Origin of the sequence: Aureliella helgolandensis (genome assembly GCF_007752135.1) — a bacterium.
Taxonomy (GTDB): Bacteria; Planctomycetota; Planctomycetia; order Pirellulales; family Pirellulaceae; genus Aureliella; species Aureliella helgolandensis.
Genome location: NZ_CP036298.1, coordinates 6,777,532 through 6,793,165 on the forward strand (window position 1 = coordinate 6,777,532; position 15,634 = coordinate 6,793,165).

14 protein-coding genes are annotated in these 15,634 nt (G+C 55.9%); 12 read left to right on the plus strand and 2 right to left on the minus strand.

Annotation, left to right across the window (positions count from 1 at the left end):
* Positions 1–538 precede the first annotated feature (538 nt).
* The 4 genes from Q31a_RS23815 to Q31a_RS23830 all read left to right on the plus strand — a co-directional run bounded on the left by Q31a_RS23815 (position 539) and on the right by Q31a_RS23830 (position 5,905).
* Entirely contained in the window at positions 539–1,147 is a 609-nt protein-coding gene (locus tag Q31a_RS23815) for a response regulator transcription factor (RefSeq protein ID WP_231690917.1), read from the plus strand.
* A 295-nt stretch (positions 1,148–1,442) separates the two neighbouring features.
* Complete coding sequence (locus Q31a_RS23820; RefSeq protein ID WP_145083388.1) at positions 1,443–2,357, plus strand: TIM barrel protein; 915 nt, start codon at positions 1,443–1,445, stop codon at positions 2,355–2,357.
* Positions 2,358–2,870: 513 nt separating this feature from the next.
* Positions 2,871–4,580 carry a tetratricopeptide repeat protein gene (locus tag Q31a_RS23825; RefSeq protein WP_145083391.1) on the plus strand — a complete coding sequence of 570 codons (1,710 nt, stop codon included), beginning with the start codon at positions 2,871–2,873 and terminating at the stop codon, positions 4,578–4,580.
* Between the two features lie 62 nt (positions 4,581–4,642).
* A complete protein-coding gene (locus Q31a_RS23830) occupies positions 4,643–5,905 on the plus strand; it encodes a polysaccharide biosynthesis/export family protein (protein ID WP_145083394.1) in 1,263 nt (420 codons plus the stop codon).
* Here the strand turns inward: Q31a_RS23830 and larE are convergent.
* Together larE and Q31a_RS23840 are read right to left on the minus strand one after the other, a co-directional pair.
* The gene (larE, locus tag Q31a_RS23835) at positions 5,880–6,812 is read right to left on the minus strand and encodes an ATP-dependent sacrificial sulfur transferase LarE (protein WP_197355599.1); all 933 of its coding nucleotides are present in this window, start codon (positions 6,810–6,812) and stop codon (positions 5,880–5,882) included. The two genes, Q31a_RS23830 and larE, sit on opposite strands and share 26 nt — an antisense overlap.
* Positions 6,805–8,283, minus strand: a complete 1,479-nt coding sequence (locus tag Q31a_RS23840) for a DUF4912 domain-containing protein (RefSeq protein ID WP_145083397.1) — start codon at positions 8,281–8,283, stop codon at positions 6,805–6,807. The genes larE and Q31a_RS23840 overlap by 8 nt, the downstream gene beginning before the upstream one ends.
* 490 nt (positions 8,284–8,773) lie before the next feature.
* Here Q31a_RS23840 and Q31a_RS23845 point away from each other — a divergent pair, with 490 nt between their 5' ends.
* The 8 genes from Q31a_RS23845 (at position 8,774) to atpG (ending at position 15,534) form a co-directional block, all read left to right on the plus strand.
* A complete protein-coding gene (locus Q31a_RS23845; RefSeq protein ID WP_145083400.1) occupies positions 8,774–9,148 on the plus strand; it encodes a hypothetical protein in 375 nt (124 codons plus the stop codon).
* Positions 9,149–9,198: 50 nt separating this feature from the next.
* Entirely contained in the window at positions 9,199–9,690 is a 492-nt protein-coding gene (locus Q31a_RS23850) for a hypothetical protein (protein ID WP_145083404.1), read from the plus strand.
* An 11-nt stretch (positions 9,691–9,701) separates the two neighbouring features.
* Positions 9,702–11,045 carry a F0F1 ATP synthase subunit A gene (gene atpB / locus Q31a_RS23855; RefSeq protein ID WP_145083407.1) on the plus strand — a complete coding sequence of 448 codons (1,344 nt, stop codon included), beginning with the start codon at positions 9,702–9,704 and terminating at the stop codon, positions 11,043–11,045.
* A 31-nt stretch (positions 11,046–11,076) separates the two neighbouring features.
* The gene (atpE, locus tag Q31a_RS23860; RefSeq protein ID WP_315851636.1) at positions 11,077–11,355 is read left to right on the plus strand and encodes an ATP synthase F0 subunit C; all 279 of its coding nucleotides are present in this window, start codon (positions 11,077–11,079) and stop codon (positions 11,353–11,355) included.
* Between the two features lie 102 nt (positions 11,356–11,457).
* Positions 11,458–12,222, plus strand: coding sequence for a F0F1 ATP synthase subunit B (atpF, locus tag Q31a_RS23865; RefSeq protein WP_145083410.1), 765 nt, complete (start codon positions 11,458–11,460; stop codon positions 12,220–12,222).
* Positions 12,223–12,329: 107 nt separating this feature from the next.
* On the plus strand, positions 12,330–12,950 hold the full coding sequence (gene atpH, locus Q31a_RS23870; RefSeq protein ID WP_145083413.1) for an ATP synthase F1 subunit delta: 621 nt from the start codon (positions 12,330–12,332) through the stop codon (positions 12,948–12,950).
* A gap of 118 nt (positions 12,951–13,068) precedes the next feature.
* Positions 13,069–14,583, plus strand: a complete 1,515-nt coding sequence (gene atpA, locus Q31a_RS23875; protein WP_145083416.1) for a F0F1 ATP synthase subunit alpha — start codon at positions 13,069–13,071, stop codon at positions 14,581–14,583.
* Between the two features lie 63 nt (positions 14,584–14,646).
* A complete protein-coding gene (atpG, locus tag Q31a_RS23880) occupies positions 14,647–15,534 on the plus strand; it encodes an ATP synthase F1 subunit gamma (protein ID WP_145083419.1) in 888 nt (295 codons plus the stop codon).
* Positions 15,535–15,634 lie beyond the last annotated feature (100 nt).

Below are 15,634 nucleotides of genomic sequence, written 5' to 3' on the forward strand. Positions count from 1 at the left end.
GTGCTTTCTGCTTTACCGCAACGGCGGCACCCCGATCCCTTTGGGCGGCGACCACTCTTCCTTGCCGGGCTGTTGATTTAATCGCCATTTGAATTTTAATGCGGAGGTTGCGTCCTTAATTGACTTGTAGTGGAGGTTATCTTCCCTTGCTCACGCGGCGGGTTACTATTTCAACAGCCCGTCACGCAGCGGGGCATTATTCCAGCAGTCCGCTATTCCAGCAGTTCCCCAAGCAGCGGTCGAGCCGCTTCGAACAACAGGACTTGGCGTTTGAGGCGTCTTCTGAGCCGTAAATAACTCATGCTTAGCGAACGCGCAAGCTGGCCCCTGAAAACCACTGACCTAGCCAGCTCCGTATCGAACCGAGAAAAACGCCAAGAGCGCAAAGCACTGCGTTTAGAGGCGCATTTCGCTAGGGAGAATCGCAGATTTCTGAAAGTTCCCAGGCTCGAGAACTCGGCGCAGTCCAAGGATCGGTTAAGCTGGAGAGAAGCAGAATCTTCGAGGGCCGATTCCCTGAATAGGATTGGAGACCAAAGTGGCCGAAGCAACGCAGGCAACTCGATTGATCAAAGACCGATTGCCTGACTCGATCGAGAGTGAAACTATTTCACATGCTCAGAGCATCCTGTTGGTCGACGACAGCATCGTGCTAAGAGATCGACTGGCACTTGCCTTTCAAGAGCGTGGATTTCGAGTCGCTGTGGCGAGTTGCTTTGACGAAGCGGTGTTGGCCTTCCAAACAGAACCTACCGATTTAGCGGTTCTCGACTTGCGGATGCCTGGCAAACCAGGCTTGGTCCTGCTCCAAGAATTGAAACGGCTTAGCCCCGAAACCCAATTCTTAATCCTCTCGGGATTTGGCTCCATTGCGACGGCCATCGATGCCATTCGTTTGGGAGCTGCCAATTTTCTTCCCAAACCAGCCGATGCAGATGACATTCTGACTGCGTTTGCCCGTGGCGGAACTGAAGTCCATGTTTCTAAGGCGGAAGAAGAAATCCCGGTCCCCACGCTCGCTCAAGCGGAATGGGAACATATCCACCGCATCCTAGCGGATTGCGGCGGCAATATCTCCGAAGCAGCCAGACGCCTGGGTATTCACCGACGCTCTCTGCAACGCAAACTGCGCAAGCGTGCCCCCTAGCAACCAGTCTGTTGCCCTCTTCCCCCTGTCGCATTTTGCACCGCTGTGGCATACTTGGGACTCGTCGCGTGGAATGCCGACGGCGAGGTCTATAGTAGGCGCAATATCTAGGATGGTGTACGTCCCATTGCTAGCAACAGAGTCGAGAAGGCCTTGAATCGCCACGCTTGACGCCAACTGTAATGCAGATTCAAGTTCGAAAACTTGAGCTTACGCCGATCCGTCTAGGCAAGGATGGCTGCGATTGAACAGTGACTGCAATTGAACAGTGACGAGGCCCCGAAGGGAGACAAATATGTACAAGAATCTTAATCCAGAGCTACTAGGTATTTCTGGCCGTCAAAGTGAGATCATCGAACTGGCTTTGACATACGGTTTCCGTGGAATTGACATCGATATCGACGACATTGTCAAAAGGTGCCAACGTGGTTCCTTTGAGAGCGCATCGCGGTTTCTGGTGAGCTCCAAACTGGAAGCCTCCTGCTTCGACGCTCCGATTGACTTGGACGCCGACGAAGAAACCTTTACCGCTCGCGCAGCGCTCCTCAACGGCGTGGCGGAAATTGCACAGCGAATCCATGCCAAAGTGGCTGTCGTCTCTCTACCTGGGGCCACCGATCGACTCCCTTACCCGGAGTACTTCGATGTGGTCCGCAAGCGGGTTGACCAAATTGCCGAGCTATTTGGTAAGGAAAACGTCCGCCTGGCACTGACATTCTCGCCACAGTCGAGCGCAACCTCCGACAAGCAATTCAAGTTCGTGCAAGACGTCGAGGGCTTTACAGCCCTACTGCGGGCGTGCACTTCATCCAACGTTGGAATCGTGTTTGATTCGTGGGTATGGCACATCGGTGGCGGTACCGACGCCCACCTTGAAACCATCGGCCTGGACAAAGTGGCTGCAATTCGCCTGAGCGACTGCCGCGAAGGCGTAGAGGCAGCGGCGGCCACGGACGACGATTGCCTGATCCCATCACTTGAGGGTGTGATCGACAATGTCGGATACATGCGAAAGTTTGCTGAAGCTGGACTGCAATTGCCTGTTGCCGCCCGCGGCGTGCTGGCCGAAAGTGGCGGAACACGAGATTCTCTGATCAGCGCTACCCAAGACGCGCTCGTTCAAATCTTCGAAGCTGCCGGTCTGCCTAGCAATACCCGCAAGCCCGAAATGTTCGCCAACACCGGTTACTCGAACTACAACCGCGAATAGCCTGAGTCAGGCTCAACGGCGCACCGGCTGCTTCAGCCGCAAACCGCCAGCGGCCCGTCGAGCTGAGAGCGTTTCAGTTTTGCCGTAAGTTGGCAGGACTTACCGAATGACGCTTTAGCGGTTATGCCCCTGCGTTGAATTCGCAGCGGCCCGCAGAGTCGACGTACTGCTAAGGCGACAAGCCGCACCAAAACTCCCGATGACTTCGGGAGTTTTTTTATGCGCGGTCGGCAGTGCCTCAGCCCGGCAACGCACGCTCGCCTCATCACCCTAGCCGCAGAGCACGATCGCCGCAGGCTGCGGCACCGCATCACAAGCTATAGCGATTGTGTGGCTTGTACCATTTCTACCTTCCGAAGATGCGACACACCGACGAACTACGGTAGAGCAGGGGGAGCAAACCGCCGATGGATGAAAACTGTCTGCGTACCGATTGTATTGGTTGTAGGCCTAATGCAAGCATTGCATCAAGCGCAACGCTCCTCCCTTGCTCGATCGTAGGATTCCACGGCGATGAAGATAACCAATCAAGCCAGCGTGGCCGCGCTGCTAGCTACCGCATTAGGGAATATTCCAGGAGCAACTTGGGCCGCAGACGGAGTCATCCTACAACCTCGCTACCGCGCCGAACTTCAACAATCTCAGTCCCCTCCACCAGTGGAGCGGTCGGCACGTACACTCCCAGGTAGTCCAGCCCCTGCACCGCGCAGCCTGCTGCCCCCTCCTCAAGTTAATCAGCAAGCCATCAGTCCCGCAGCCAGCGAACCCTACTTCCGCGGTGCGGTCAGTGCCGACACCACGCGCGAGCTGAACTGGGTTCCTGTCCAACCGCATTCGCAGGTTGAAACCACGGTAGCGCGGCCACACAGCCTTGCACCGCCAGCGAACAGCGTCACAGCGAACAGCGTCACAACAAACAGCGTCACAACAGCACCGATCGACACATCCCCACGAACTGCAGTGCAAGCCCGCGGAGCTAAAACTCGCCCTGGGCCGCTGGAGATTCAGCTGGCTCCACCGCCAACATCCTTCCCCACCAATTTGCCGGAAGTGCATGGCGAAATCCATGGCGACGCCGAGAGTGTTGAACTGTCGGGCAATCGTCAGGGTGCTCAGGAGGAACGGGTGGAGTTCGGCCCCTCAGCCTCGCTCATTTCAATAACTAGGCCTCCATACGCTAGCCCCCATGACGGGCAAGCATTGCAGAGCCAAGCGTCATCTAGAAACGCACCGGCAGCAGTGCCGCAGAGCATCCTGGAAACACCGCCACAGATATCGCAACTGCAGAACACCTCCCTGCCACCAGGCTGGCAAGCGGTCCGAGAGCGATTGACCCAACACATGCAAGTGAGTGAAGGGTTGATACGGCGCAAGGCTTACCTATCAGCCCAGGAAGAGACCGAACTGGCTATTGCCCATCTATTCCAAGTGCTCGACCAGTACAGTGGCGGAAATGAATCAGCGCGAGCTTGGCAGGCTGCTCAGCAAGCGTTCCGGGAAGCGGATGATTTCCAATTGTCTCAACGCATCGATCCCGAGAATCAGACCTTGCTGCGGCTGGTGAATTCTCACGAAACATCGATTCTCAAGGGTATCGACCTGGCGAACCTATCCCCGATGAGTGCGGCCGCCTACTACCGTGAATTTGCTGAACAGCAATTGATCGCCGCTGCTCAAATGCACCCCTGGGCGAGCGAGCTGTATTACGTTGCTGGCCGGACCTTGCAGGCTCAGGCCGAATCCGCAAACCTCCAACTTGCCCAGTCGCTCAAGCAAAACGCGGTCAGCTTCTACCATGCTGCTGCGGCCATCAAACCCAGCAATGCCATTGCCACCAACCAACTCGGATTCATCCTATTGCAAATGGATCGCCCAGCTGAAGCTCGACAAGCACTGTTGGCATCCCTCGATGCCAAGCCGTCGCTACCCGCACTTGAAAATCTAGTCGAAACGAGTCGGCGGCTCAACGACCAAGAAACCCTGCAATGGGCCCTGCAGAATTACGAGTACATGCAGAGCTCGCCACATAGTGCGGATGCAATGCCACAGGTCATGGAAGTCACACCACAGATATTCGCCCAGCTTAGCCCCCGCTCGAGCGGCCCAGCAGTACCGAATTTCGCCAGCCCCAACTACTCACCGGCGAACTACACAGACCCGATGCGAACGCCAGCCATGACAACCGGCTACTCGAACTACCTACCCAATGCTGCTCCCCAATAGCTGTCAGCCTCAATCACAGCGCTTGAATTTATCAACTGCCATGTTCCATACTGACACCGACTATGCGATCCAAACTATTCCAAGTTGATGGCTGGCAACGTTGCCTGACTGCAACTCTGTGGTGCGCGTTGGCTCTAGCTCCGACCCCATCCCTAGGGCAGAGCGGGCCTAGCGACGCGCCGCTCACGGGGACGAGCAGCGGCATCAACCGCTATAGTTTTTCAGCCCACAACCCGCCCCCTCAGCCACAAGTCGAGGCCGGAAGATGCGCCCCATGCACGGTAGCTGTCGACTGCGCAGATACATGCGCTATGGGAACCCAAACCTGGGGCGACCTGCATCGATACAACTTTCAACCACTGGCCCACGGTGAGCATTTAGGCCCGATCCGCTTGCCCTCGACCATCGACTATCGCGTCCGCGTGGGGGATCGAATCCGATTCGTCTATGTACTGTCGCGGGAACTACTCAGCGATAGTTTCAAGCTCCAGGTGGGCGATGAATTGCAGATATCCTCTAATGACGACGACACGATTCGACTGGGCGATCTGGTTTTGGGACGCGGCATCGTTATCCAACCCGATGGCATGCTGTACTTGCCACACCTGGGACAGGTTCGCGCTGCAGGACTAACGATCCCTCAACTCCGAAGGCAGATCAACCTGGGAGTGAGCGACGTGGTCAAAAAGCCCAAGTTCGACGTGATCCCCATCAGCACCAATACACTGCTGGAAGATATCCGCTCCTCGGTGGATGCGAGAGCCGGTAACGGCGGCCAGAGCTTCAGCGACAATGTTCATCCCGATGGAACGCTGCGGCTGCCCAAGCTGGGCGCTTTGACCGTTCAAGGGATGACGCTGGATGAACTAAAACGCGAAGTCAATTTACAATATCGGCAGATCGTGAGCGGGCTGGAGGTCGAACCCATTCTGGACCAGGAAGCCCAGCACTTCGTCTTTGTCTACGGCAAGGTGGGTCGCCCGGATCGCTACCAACTCAATGGTCCCACTTCGATCACCCAAGCGTTGGCGATGGCACAAGGCATCACCGTCGGCGGAAATCGTCGCGAAATTGTCATCTTCCGCCGTGCGGAAGACTGGCGTTTACTGGCGACCAGAATTGACATCAAGGGTGCTCATCTTGGCAAGGTGCCACTTCCAACCGACGAGATCTGGCTCCGAGACAACGACTTGATCATCGTGCCTCCAACGCCGATCAGCCGCTTCGATGACTTTGTCGATCAAGTGTTCACACGCGGCATTTACGGCGTGCTCCCCTTCTCCCAGATCGGCGAGGGCTTTAACGCGAACGCGTTCCAGAATTAACGTTGTCGATTTGGAAAACGGGATTTAAACTCCCAGAGCGGAAACCTTCCAAATCGAGCGTCACGAATCGAAATCCCATGGACTTGAGCGCCGCGGTGATTTGCTGCGAAATCTCAGGACTGGCCAGCCAGGAAATTGCCGATGGAGCCACCTCCAAGCGAGCCACCTCGTCGGCATGCAAACGCACGCGAAATTCGGTCAGCCCCAGTCCCCTGAGGAACCCTTCCGCTTGCTCGACCATGGCCAACCGCGTTTCGGTTACTGGCACGCCATGGGCGATACGCGAGGCGAGGCACGGGCTGGCGGGTTTCTCGGCGACATGCAACTGCCAAAATTCTGCCAGCTGGCGAACCTGCTGCTTTCCGATTTGCAAATCGACCAAAGGTGACTGCACCGAGGCTTCCTGCGCGGCGGTCAATCCCGGGCGGTAATCCCCGAGATCATCCCAGTTCGTCCCAGTCAAGATGATTGCATCTGAAAATCGGCTACGGACCGCTGAGAACAACGTCGACTTGCAGTAGTAACAGCGACGGGCATCATTGACGCGGTAATTGGCATCCAGCACTTCGCGCGTATCGATGAATTCGTGGGGGATCTGCAACTGGTCCACCAGCCGCCGAACATCGCTGAGTTCGACCGCAGACACGCTGGGGCTGCGAGCGGTAGCTGCGGAAGCGGATACCCCCGACAACTTTGCCGCCTTGGCAACCACGGCGCTATCGACACCACCACTGAGCGCAACGACATAAGAAAGAGCTGGCTTGAACCAAGCAATCAGCTCCTGCGACAGGTCCGCTACGGCTGCTGCAGCCACTGGAAAAACCCCGGAGGTTGAAGTCGCACCTTGGCGACTGGGTTGGGCAAACTCCGGCGCACCTTCGGCGCGGCGATCGCCAGGGCTACTCACCCGTATCCCGCTCTTTTTCTAACGGCTCCATGACCTTGGTATTGCGCTCTACCGCAACGACAATGGTGCGCTGCTGGCTGCCATCTCGAGCGCAAGCCACCGCGGGCAGAACTTGGCGACGATCGGGAAACGGAAGCCGAACGGCAAACGATCCGTCAGACCGCAGCGAGACGGGTTCCCCGCTAAGTGTCAAATAGCCATCTGGAACGGTGGAGCCGTAAACGACCAGTTCGACTTCCATATCGAAATGAAATCCGCCGCGTCGACGAAATGGACTCTCGGCTGCCACTCCAATTTTCGCAAGTGCCGGAGCTCCCAAATTGCGATGAGTCCGATCCTCGAGAACCTGCTTCAACTCACTGGTTTCCTGCTCACCGTCGTATCCTCCACTGAGCGCATAGATTCGTTCGCTCTCCGCACTGGCGTCCGACCAATTCTCGTCAACCGCCTCAGGTGTGCCTGCCGCGGGAGTGCGGACAATATTGCTCTTCGCAATTGCATGGTAGCGTCCGTTCGGCGCCAAGTAGCCGACTAAGACCCTAAACCTCACCGACTCGCCACTCCAGTCGATGTACCAATTGCGCAAACCACCGTGAATTTCGATATCGCGTTCTACCGTCTCAGAAGAGCTGGTGGTGCTGCCATCGTCGAGTCGAAGTAGACGCAGAACCGGCTTGGCCCCGTGCCACTGTTCGGCCATGGCCGCTTTGGCGCGATCGATTGCATTGCGAGTAATGTCCCAGGCCGCATGCAACCAGTAGGCATCGCGAACGAACAGAGCAATGCGATCCGACTGAGGTTCCTTTTCCCAAATCGGTTCCGACGCTCCTGGTGGTCGCACGAGTGTTGGGCGGAACGAGATATCCTTACTGGATTCCTTTTGATTCTGAAGCTCTCGGATGCGTTTCAAAACATTCGGGTTGGTTTTGGATTTGGACACTACCGCCTTTTTCTTATCAGAGACGGCACGCTTGGGTGCCGCGACCACTTCATCCGCAGACCGCCCCTTGCGACCACCACTGCTCGCAGAGGGCTTGGCAGCGGCAATTGCTTTGGACGCTACTTTGGAACCAGGATTTCGTTTAGAATTACTCGAGGTGGTTCGTCCCGCAGCTTGCGGACCGGAGGACTTGCCATTGGTTTTAGAGCGGCGGGCACCTGCTGCTTCGGCTTTAGCGGTCTTCCCCACTTCTGCGTGAGCAGCCACCGACTTGGAAGCCGCTGATTGCTTGGTGGCAGAACGCGTTTTGGCAATTGGACTTTTCGGAGATTTAGAAGCTTTGCTTTTCGTCCCCGCCTTTGCCCTAGCTTTGGTCACCTTGCCTCGCGCGGAGGCCTTGGAGGCCTTAGCGACGACGGACACCAGCTCGTCCTTTCGCATACTTCCGGTCACCGCAACCCCAAGGCGTTTTGCCATGGCGGCCAAATCAGCTTTCGTGTGCGCTTTTAGCTCGGCAGTAGTATTCAACATTGCACTCCAGCTTGATTGGAAGTTTTCTCGAAAGTCCCAGAAGGGGACCAGTTAGGTGGGAGCGAGCGGAGCCTATCCCGTTTGGCCGGCAACCCTATATACGGACCTGCTGTCAAACGAGAACCTGAAGGAGCCACGCAGGGCCGCAGTTGTTACGAACCTGGGTAATTCCCGCAAACCTTATCCAAAGGCACCTCAGACGCCTTTACAAGTATGACAACAGAACACTCAACTTACTAGATTGTGAACATTTGAACACCACTCCAGTAAGACCTGCAATTGATCAATTGCTAGCCCTAATCAAGCCCTTAAAGCTCTCTCTGCCCCCAAACGCCCCCTTAGGAATCCGGCGGAGTTGCGCGTAGAATCCACCAACTAGTTGAGCGAGGCCGATCCTGACACCAACTGTCCGCTCCAACCTCCCCAGACGCACACCACAAGCCACCCTTCTGGAACCGCGACGCCACCCGCAGGCTAAACAGCTTCAACCATGACCAACCCCAAATCCAAAGCGGACCGACTCTTCGAGCAATCGACCCAATGGCTCTCGCGGACCATCGCCGTCGTCATCCTAATGCTCGCCCCGGGCCTAGCAGGACGGTATCTCGACGAGCGTCTGCAAACCACCTGGCTAACCCCGGCAGGATTTGGGATCGGCATTGCGCTGGCAACCATCTTCCTACTGACCCTGGCCTCGAAACTCATCCCGGCCGCTGGCGGCACCGCATTGCCTCCGGATCCGCCAGCCGCGCCAGATCTCGACGAGTGGCCGCAGCCCGGTGAGCCGCGCCGCCCGAGCGACAGCGGCGACAGCGGCGACAGCGGCGACGGCAGCGATGGCAGCGATGGCAGCGATGGATGCTAACACGCCAGCATTACGGGGCAGTTCCACGATTCGTAACAACCAACCCACCAATGTCAACATCCATGCCGCCCGCAACGCCCCCCACTCCGCCTCCCAACAAACAAGCAGCTCAATCGACGCCGACCGCCCCCCACAACCGCTCCACCCGCATCTTGGATACTGTAATTCTGGTGGCCGCGATCGCCTTGGCAGCAGTGGCCATCAACCTTGCGACATTTAGCCACGTCACCCCGCAGAACCCCTGGCCGGCCCTGGTAGCAACCCTGTGCACGGTTCTAGGCTGCGTACCTGGAATTTGGTTGGGAACACTGCTATCTAATGGCGCAGCGACGCAACTGGCCGCAGTTGCGTGGCGGCTAGCAACGCTGCTTCCGTGCATCGCCCTTTCTCGAATGTGGATCGAAGACGAAAGAAATTGCTACTTGATGACGTTGATGGCCTGTTATTTCGTCGCGCTGCCATTAGAATCATGGCTTCAAATCCGAGACGTCAAGCGGCAGGAGAATTCCTGTGAGCATTCACCCGCCGACTCTTCACGCTAGAGCAATGCAGCATGGCATCTGATCCACTCCTGCACATCAAGGACAGTTACTACTTCGACGTGCCACGTAAACTGTGGCGTGCGGATTACGACTCCCCTACGCAGTTAGCTGACCAGGTTGGCAACTGGGTGATTCGCAATGATGCGGATTATCAAGATTGGGAAGCGGATCGCATTATCGAAGAGCTGTCTGCAGTCGTCCCCAACCCCAAGGCCTTGCATGACGCAAAGCACGCTTGGCACGATTGGCAACACGCCCAACCCAAAGAGCGTCATGGACGTCCCTTCGATCAATATGTCGAAGATTCCGTCGCCGAGTTCAAGGCCAAGGCGGAAAAATGGGCGAAGACGCAGGCCGACAAGCCACAAGATGCGGCTGCCGCCTACTTGGCAGATCATCCAGACGCACAACTTTCCTGGATGCTAAGCGTCACCGACAGCGAGTCCCTGAGCAAAGACTGGGCGGAAATCCGTCACAGCATGGACGACCGTCAAACACTCGACGAATACTTGGCTAGCGACCAGGGCAATTGGTCCGCTCCCAAGCTTACCGAATACAACCAGCATCTCTCCGGAAAAGTTTTCGTTCCTCAGCCCTTTGGAACACTGCGGAACGCCTACGAGAAGCAATCGGGTTTCGCGATCTCTCGCTACATGATCATCGAGGTCATCGTAGCGGTGTTGATTCTAGTCGTCTTCAAGTGGCTGGCTGGCAAGATTCAGAACGGCGATGCCCCGAAGGGTAAAGTCTGGAATCTGCTCGAGAGTTTCCTAGCTTTCATCAAAACCGACATTGTCGAGAAGGGCATTGACCCGCACGACTCGCCAAAGTTCATGCCGCTGTTTTGGACGATGTTCATGTTCATCCTTGGCTGCAACTTGATGGGCATGCTCCCCTGGGTCGGCTCGCCAACCGCCGCATTGGCGGTCACAGCCGTCCTGGCGTTGTTCGTATTCCTAGTCGGATCGACGCTTGGCATCCGCCACTTTGGTCTCGTCGGCTATTTGAAAAACTTATGCCCGGAGCTAGGTCTACCTATCTACTTGGCGATCTTCATCATTCCGATGGTGTGGGTCATTGAATTTGCTTCGCTGTTCATCAAACACGCAATTCTGGCCATTCGACTCCTTGCCAACATGGTGGCCGGTCACATGGTATTGCTGGGCGTCATGGGACTAGCCTTTGGTGCGCACGCCGCCACCATGCATGCTGGTTCCTGGACCGCATTGTCCATCGTTGCAATTTTGGGCACCACCCTATTGAGCTTTATGGAACTGTTTGTAGCTTTTCTGCAAGCATACGTATTTACCTTGCTGGCCGCCTTTTTCGTGGGCAGCGCAACACACCACCACTAACCTAGTTAATCGTCTTTTGAGGAGACATTCCGTGATTAAAGCCGTTCGCACCGCTATGTGGACCTTGGGTCTGTTCATCGTGTTGGCTTCCCCAGCTGCTGCCCAAGAGCAAGCGTTCAGCATTCCATCGCAAATTGGTGCTGGCTTGGCTGTAATTGGAGCTGCTATCGGTATTGGCATGCTGGCTAAGGGAGCCGTTGAATCGGTTGCTCGTCAACCAGAAGCTTCGGGCACGATCCAAACACTGATGATTATCGCCGCCGCACTGATCGAAGGTCTTGCGTTTTACGCGGTTATCGTTTGTAGCTAATTCGCACGTCCCTTCAGCGTCAATCGATTCGTCGGCTGGCGCTGGAATGCAGACTGCAATTCCCAAGCACTGATAAGACCTTAGATTGGATGCAAGCAAGTCATGTCGCGTCGATTTCTCACTACCTTAGTAATTACAGCTTGGTTTGGCCTCGTATTGGCCGGTTCTGCAGTCCATGCGCAATCAGATGCGGATGCTGCCGAAGCCAAGGATACAGCTCCAGCTGCCGCCACCAGCGAACAGCCGGAAGACCATTCCACCGAGCCCACGGAAGCTAAGGAACCTGCAGCCGCGCACGAGCCGGCTTCAGCAGAGCACGGGGGAGAGCATCACGACACCGACCCGACGCATGCCAATGTCACGGATGCCCTGTACGAAGTCACCGACTTCCGCACCGACTTGGCATTCTTCACTGCAATCGTCTTCTTACTGTTGCTGGCGGGCCTGTATAGCGTGGCTTGGAAGCCCATTATGCAAGGTCTAGAAAAGCGTGAGCGACGCATCGCGGGAAACATTGAACAAGCTGAGCAAGCGGCCCAACAGGCCACCGCCAAGCTGGCTCAATACGAAGCGAAGCTAGCAACCGCAGCCGAAGAGGCACAGCAGATCGTGGCCGAAGCACGCAAGGATGCAGAAGCCGCCGGTCAAAAGCTGATTGCTTCAGCTCAAGAGGAAGCAGCCCGTCAACGAGATCGCGCTGTGGCTGATATCGAATCGGCTAAACGCGTCGCTCTCAGTGAATTGGCTGGCCAGTCCGCCGATGTTGCCATGTCGGTAGCCCAGCGGATCGTCGGACGCGAAATCAAAGCCGATGACCACCAAAGCTTGATTCAAGAGATGTTGTCCAAACTTCCCAGTAACAACTAACTGTCGGGTGTGAAACCGAAGGTAGCGATGCCCATCGATTCGCGTACGACGCCAGTTGAAGGAACATCGGAAACTGCTCCAAGGGTCCGCAGACGATTTGTAAGGCAATGATGACTGAGATCTCTCAACACGAAACCGTTCTTGACAGCGATCAACAGCAAGTCGGCGGGCTTTACGCCAAGGCCTTGCTGGCCGCCGCTGGCGATTCGGTAGACCACATCGTGGGCGAATTCGAAGCAGTGGTCAAAGAGTGTCTGGACACACATCCGAACCTGGAACAAGCGCTCTCCTCTCCTCGCATCACGCAGGAGCAGAAAGAGTCGATGCTAGATCGGATTTTTAACGGCCGTATCAATGGCACGTTGCTGAATTTCATCAAAATCCTATGCCGCCGCGGACGCATTGATTCCCTAAGAGCTATCCAAGTCACTTCCAAACTGCTTCGCGAAGAGCAACTCGGCAAGACACGGGTATCCGTCACTTCCGCACAACCGCTCAACGATGACCAACGGCATCAAATCGCCGAGCGACTTCGCCAAGCCTACGGTAGGGAAGCGGTTTTGGTCGAATCGGTCGATGCTGGCTTAATGGGCGGTATCGTACTGAAGATTGGCGATCAAGTCCTCGATGGTAGTGCCTCGGGCAAGCTTGATTCCCTAAAGAGTGCCGTCACCGACGGAGTGCAACGAGCCATTCGCGACCGCTACGAATCGCTGTTGTCCAACTAGCAGAATACAAGACATTATTTAGGTCGCACCAACGTTTGGCAGTCCGTTTGTTTGCCAGGCAGCATTGTTGCAAGACCATTTCCATCATTACATCTAATACTGTTTTCGGGGTAGGGCCATGAAGTTCAACTCGGACGAAATCGCCTCGGTGATTCAAAGAGAAATCGAAACGTTCGAGAATCAAATGGACGTCCGCGAAGTCGGAACCGTCCTGGAGGTTAGCGACGGTATCGCACGCGTGTACGGATTGTCCGGCGTCATGGCTGGGGAAATGGTGCAGTTTCCTAGTGGAGTTATCGGCCTCGCCTTTAACTTGGAAGAAAACTCCGTCGGTATCATTATTCTCGGTGACTACCTGACGATTAGTGAAGGCGACGAAGTCAAAGCCCTCGGCAAACTCCTGAGCGTGCCAGTCGGCGAGGGAATTATCGGCCGCGTGGTCGATCCCCTCGGCAACCCGCTCGATGGACGTGGCCCCGTCGAGTCCACCGAACAACGCCCCGTCGAAATCATCGCCACGGGTGTAGCAGAACGCCAACCAGTTCACGAACCACTGCAAACCGGGATCAAGGCCATTGATGCCATGACCCCCATCGGCCGTGGACAACGGGAATTGATCATCGGTGACCGTAAAACCGGTAAGACCTCGGTTGCCATCGATGCGATCCTGAACCAGAAGGACACGGGCGTTAAGTGCTTCTATGTAGCCATCGGCCAAAAGGACTCCTCGGTCGCCCTGGTGATTGAAACGCTGCGTAAGTATGGTGCAATGGACTACACCACCGTGGTCGTGTCAGGTGCCAGTACACCCGCTCCACTGCAATACATGGCTCCCTATTCGGGAACCGCAATGGCCGAGTACTTCATGTACAATGGTCAACACGCGCTGATCGTCTATGACGATTTGAGCAAGCAAGCGGTTGCCTACCGTCAGCTGTCGTTGCTGATGCGACGTCCACCAGGACGCGAGGCTTACCCTGGTGACGTGTTCTACTGTCACAGCCGGTTGCTCGAACGCTCTGCCAAACTGTCCGACGATTTGGGAGGCGGTTCGCTTACCAGCTTGCCAATCATCGAAACGCAAGAAGGCGAAGTTTCCGCCTATATCCCGACGAACGTGATTTCCATCACTGACGGACAAATCTACTTGCAACCCGACCTGTTCTTCAAGGGCATCCGTCCTGCGATGAACGCTGGGATTTCCGTCTCTCGAGTAGGTGCAGCCGCTCAGATCAAGGCCATGAAGAAGGTCGCCGGTAGCCTTCGCCTGGATCTCGCTTCCTTCCGCGAATTGGAGGCGTTTGCCCAACTTGGAACCGATCTGGACCCTGCCACCCAAGCACGTCTCGATCGTGGATATCGCATGGTGGAACTGCTCAAGCAGCCACTGTTTGAGCCCAAGAGCGTCCATGAGCAGGTCATCGGAATCTACGCAGCGACTCGCGGTTTGATGGATAGCGTTCCAGTCGAGAACGTCTCGGACTTCGAAAAGCAATTGGTCCAATTCATGCGTGATCGCAAAGCAGACGTGATGAAGAAGCTGGAAGATTCCAACGAATTGACCGCTGAGGTCGAAGAGGGCATCAAGGCGGCCATTCAAGAATTTGCGAAGACCTACAAACCTGCGACCTAAGCAGTTGTAGGTACGACACCAACCGTAGCTTTATTATTCCGGCGGCTTAGGCTTAGAGAACACATGGCAAACATCAGGGAACTCGATAAGCGACGCAAGTCAGTTCGCAATATTCGCAAGATCACGCGAACGATGGAATTGATCGCCACCGCGCGTTTCAAGAAGGCCATGGACCGGGCGGCCGCTGCCAATGACTACACCGAGCGAATCACGCAAATCGTGCGAGATCTGGCTTCGGCGGGTCTTGAGGTTTCGCATCCGCTCCTCGCCGAGCGAGCGACTGTCAAATCGTCCACAATGCTGATGCTAACTAGCAATCGTGGCCTATGCGGCGGTTACAACGGTGGTGTGATTCGTGCTGCCTTGCTGCGACGCAAGGAAGTTAGCGAAAGTGGCATCGAGCTCGATTTTGAGATCAGCGGCAAACGTGGCATCTCCGCCATGAAGTTTCGCGAGGTCAAGATTGATGAGATGTACACCCACTTCGAAGACCAACCCGCCTTTGAAGAAGTGGCAGCGATTGCCGACCGCTTGATGGAGGAGTTCACCTCCGGACGGATGGATCGCTTGGACGTGGTCTTCACCCGTTTCATCAGCGTTTCCAAGCAAGTTCCGGTCGTCGAGACGCTCCTCCCGTTCGCCCAGCCCACTGCGGAAGAAACAGCAAACGCATCTCCCGATGGGAAGAATGCGGATTACGAATTTCTTCCCTCGGCCGAGTCGATCTTGGAAGAGGTGGTACCAGCCAGTTTCCGAGTCAAACTGTTCAAGTGTTTTCTCGATGCTGCCGTGAGCGAGCAAATTGCTCGGATGGTAGCCATGAAGAGTGCAACCGAGAACGCCGGAGACATCATCAAGCAACTCTCGATGACGTTCAACCGAGCTCGACAATCCAAGATTACTCAAGAGATCATGGAAATCATTGGTGGTGTGGAAGCCATGGAAAACTAGTTACGAATCCCGAGGGGTTTTTAACCAGCTCCGCACACCACAAAACTTGGGCGATTTCCCGAAATCACTCATCCGAACTTAGTCAGCGGAATCCGCTCGA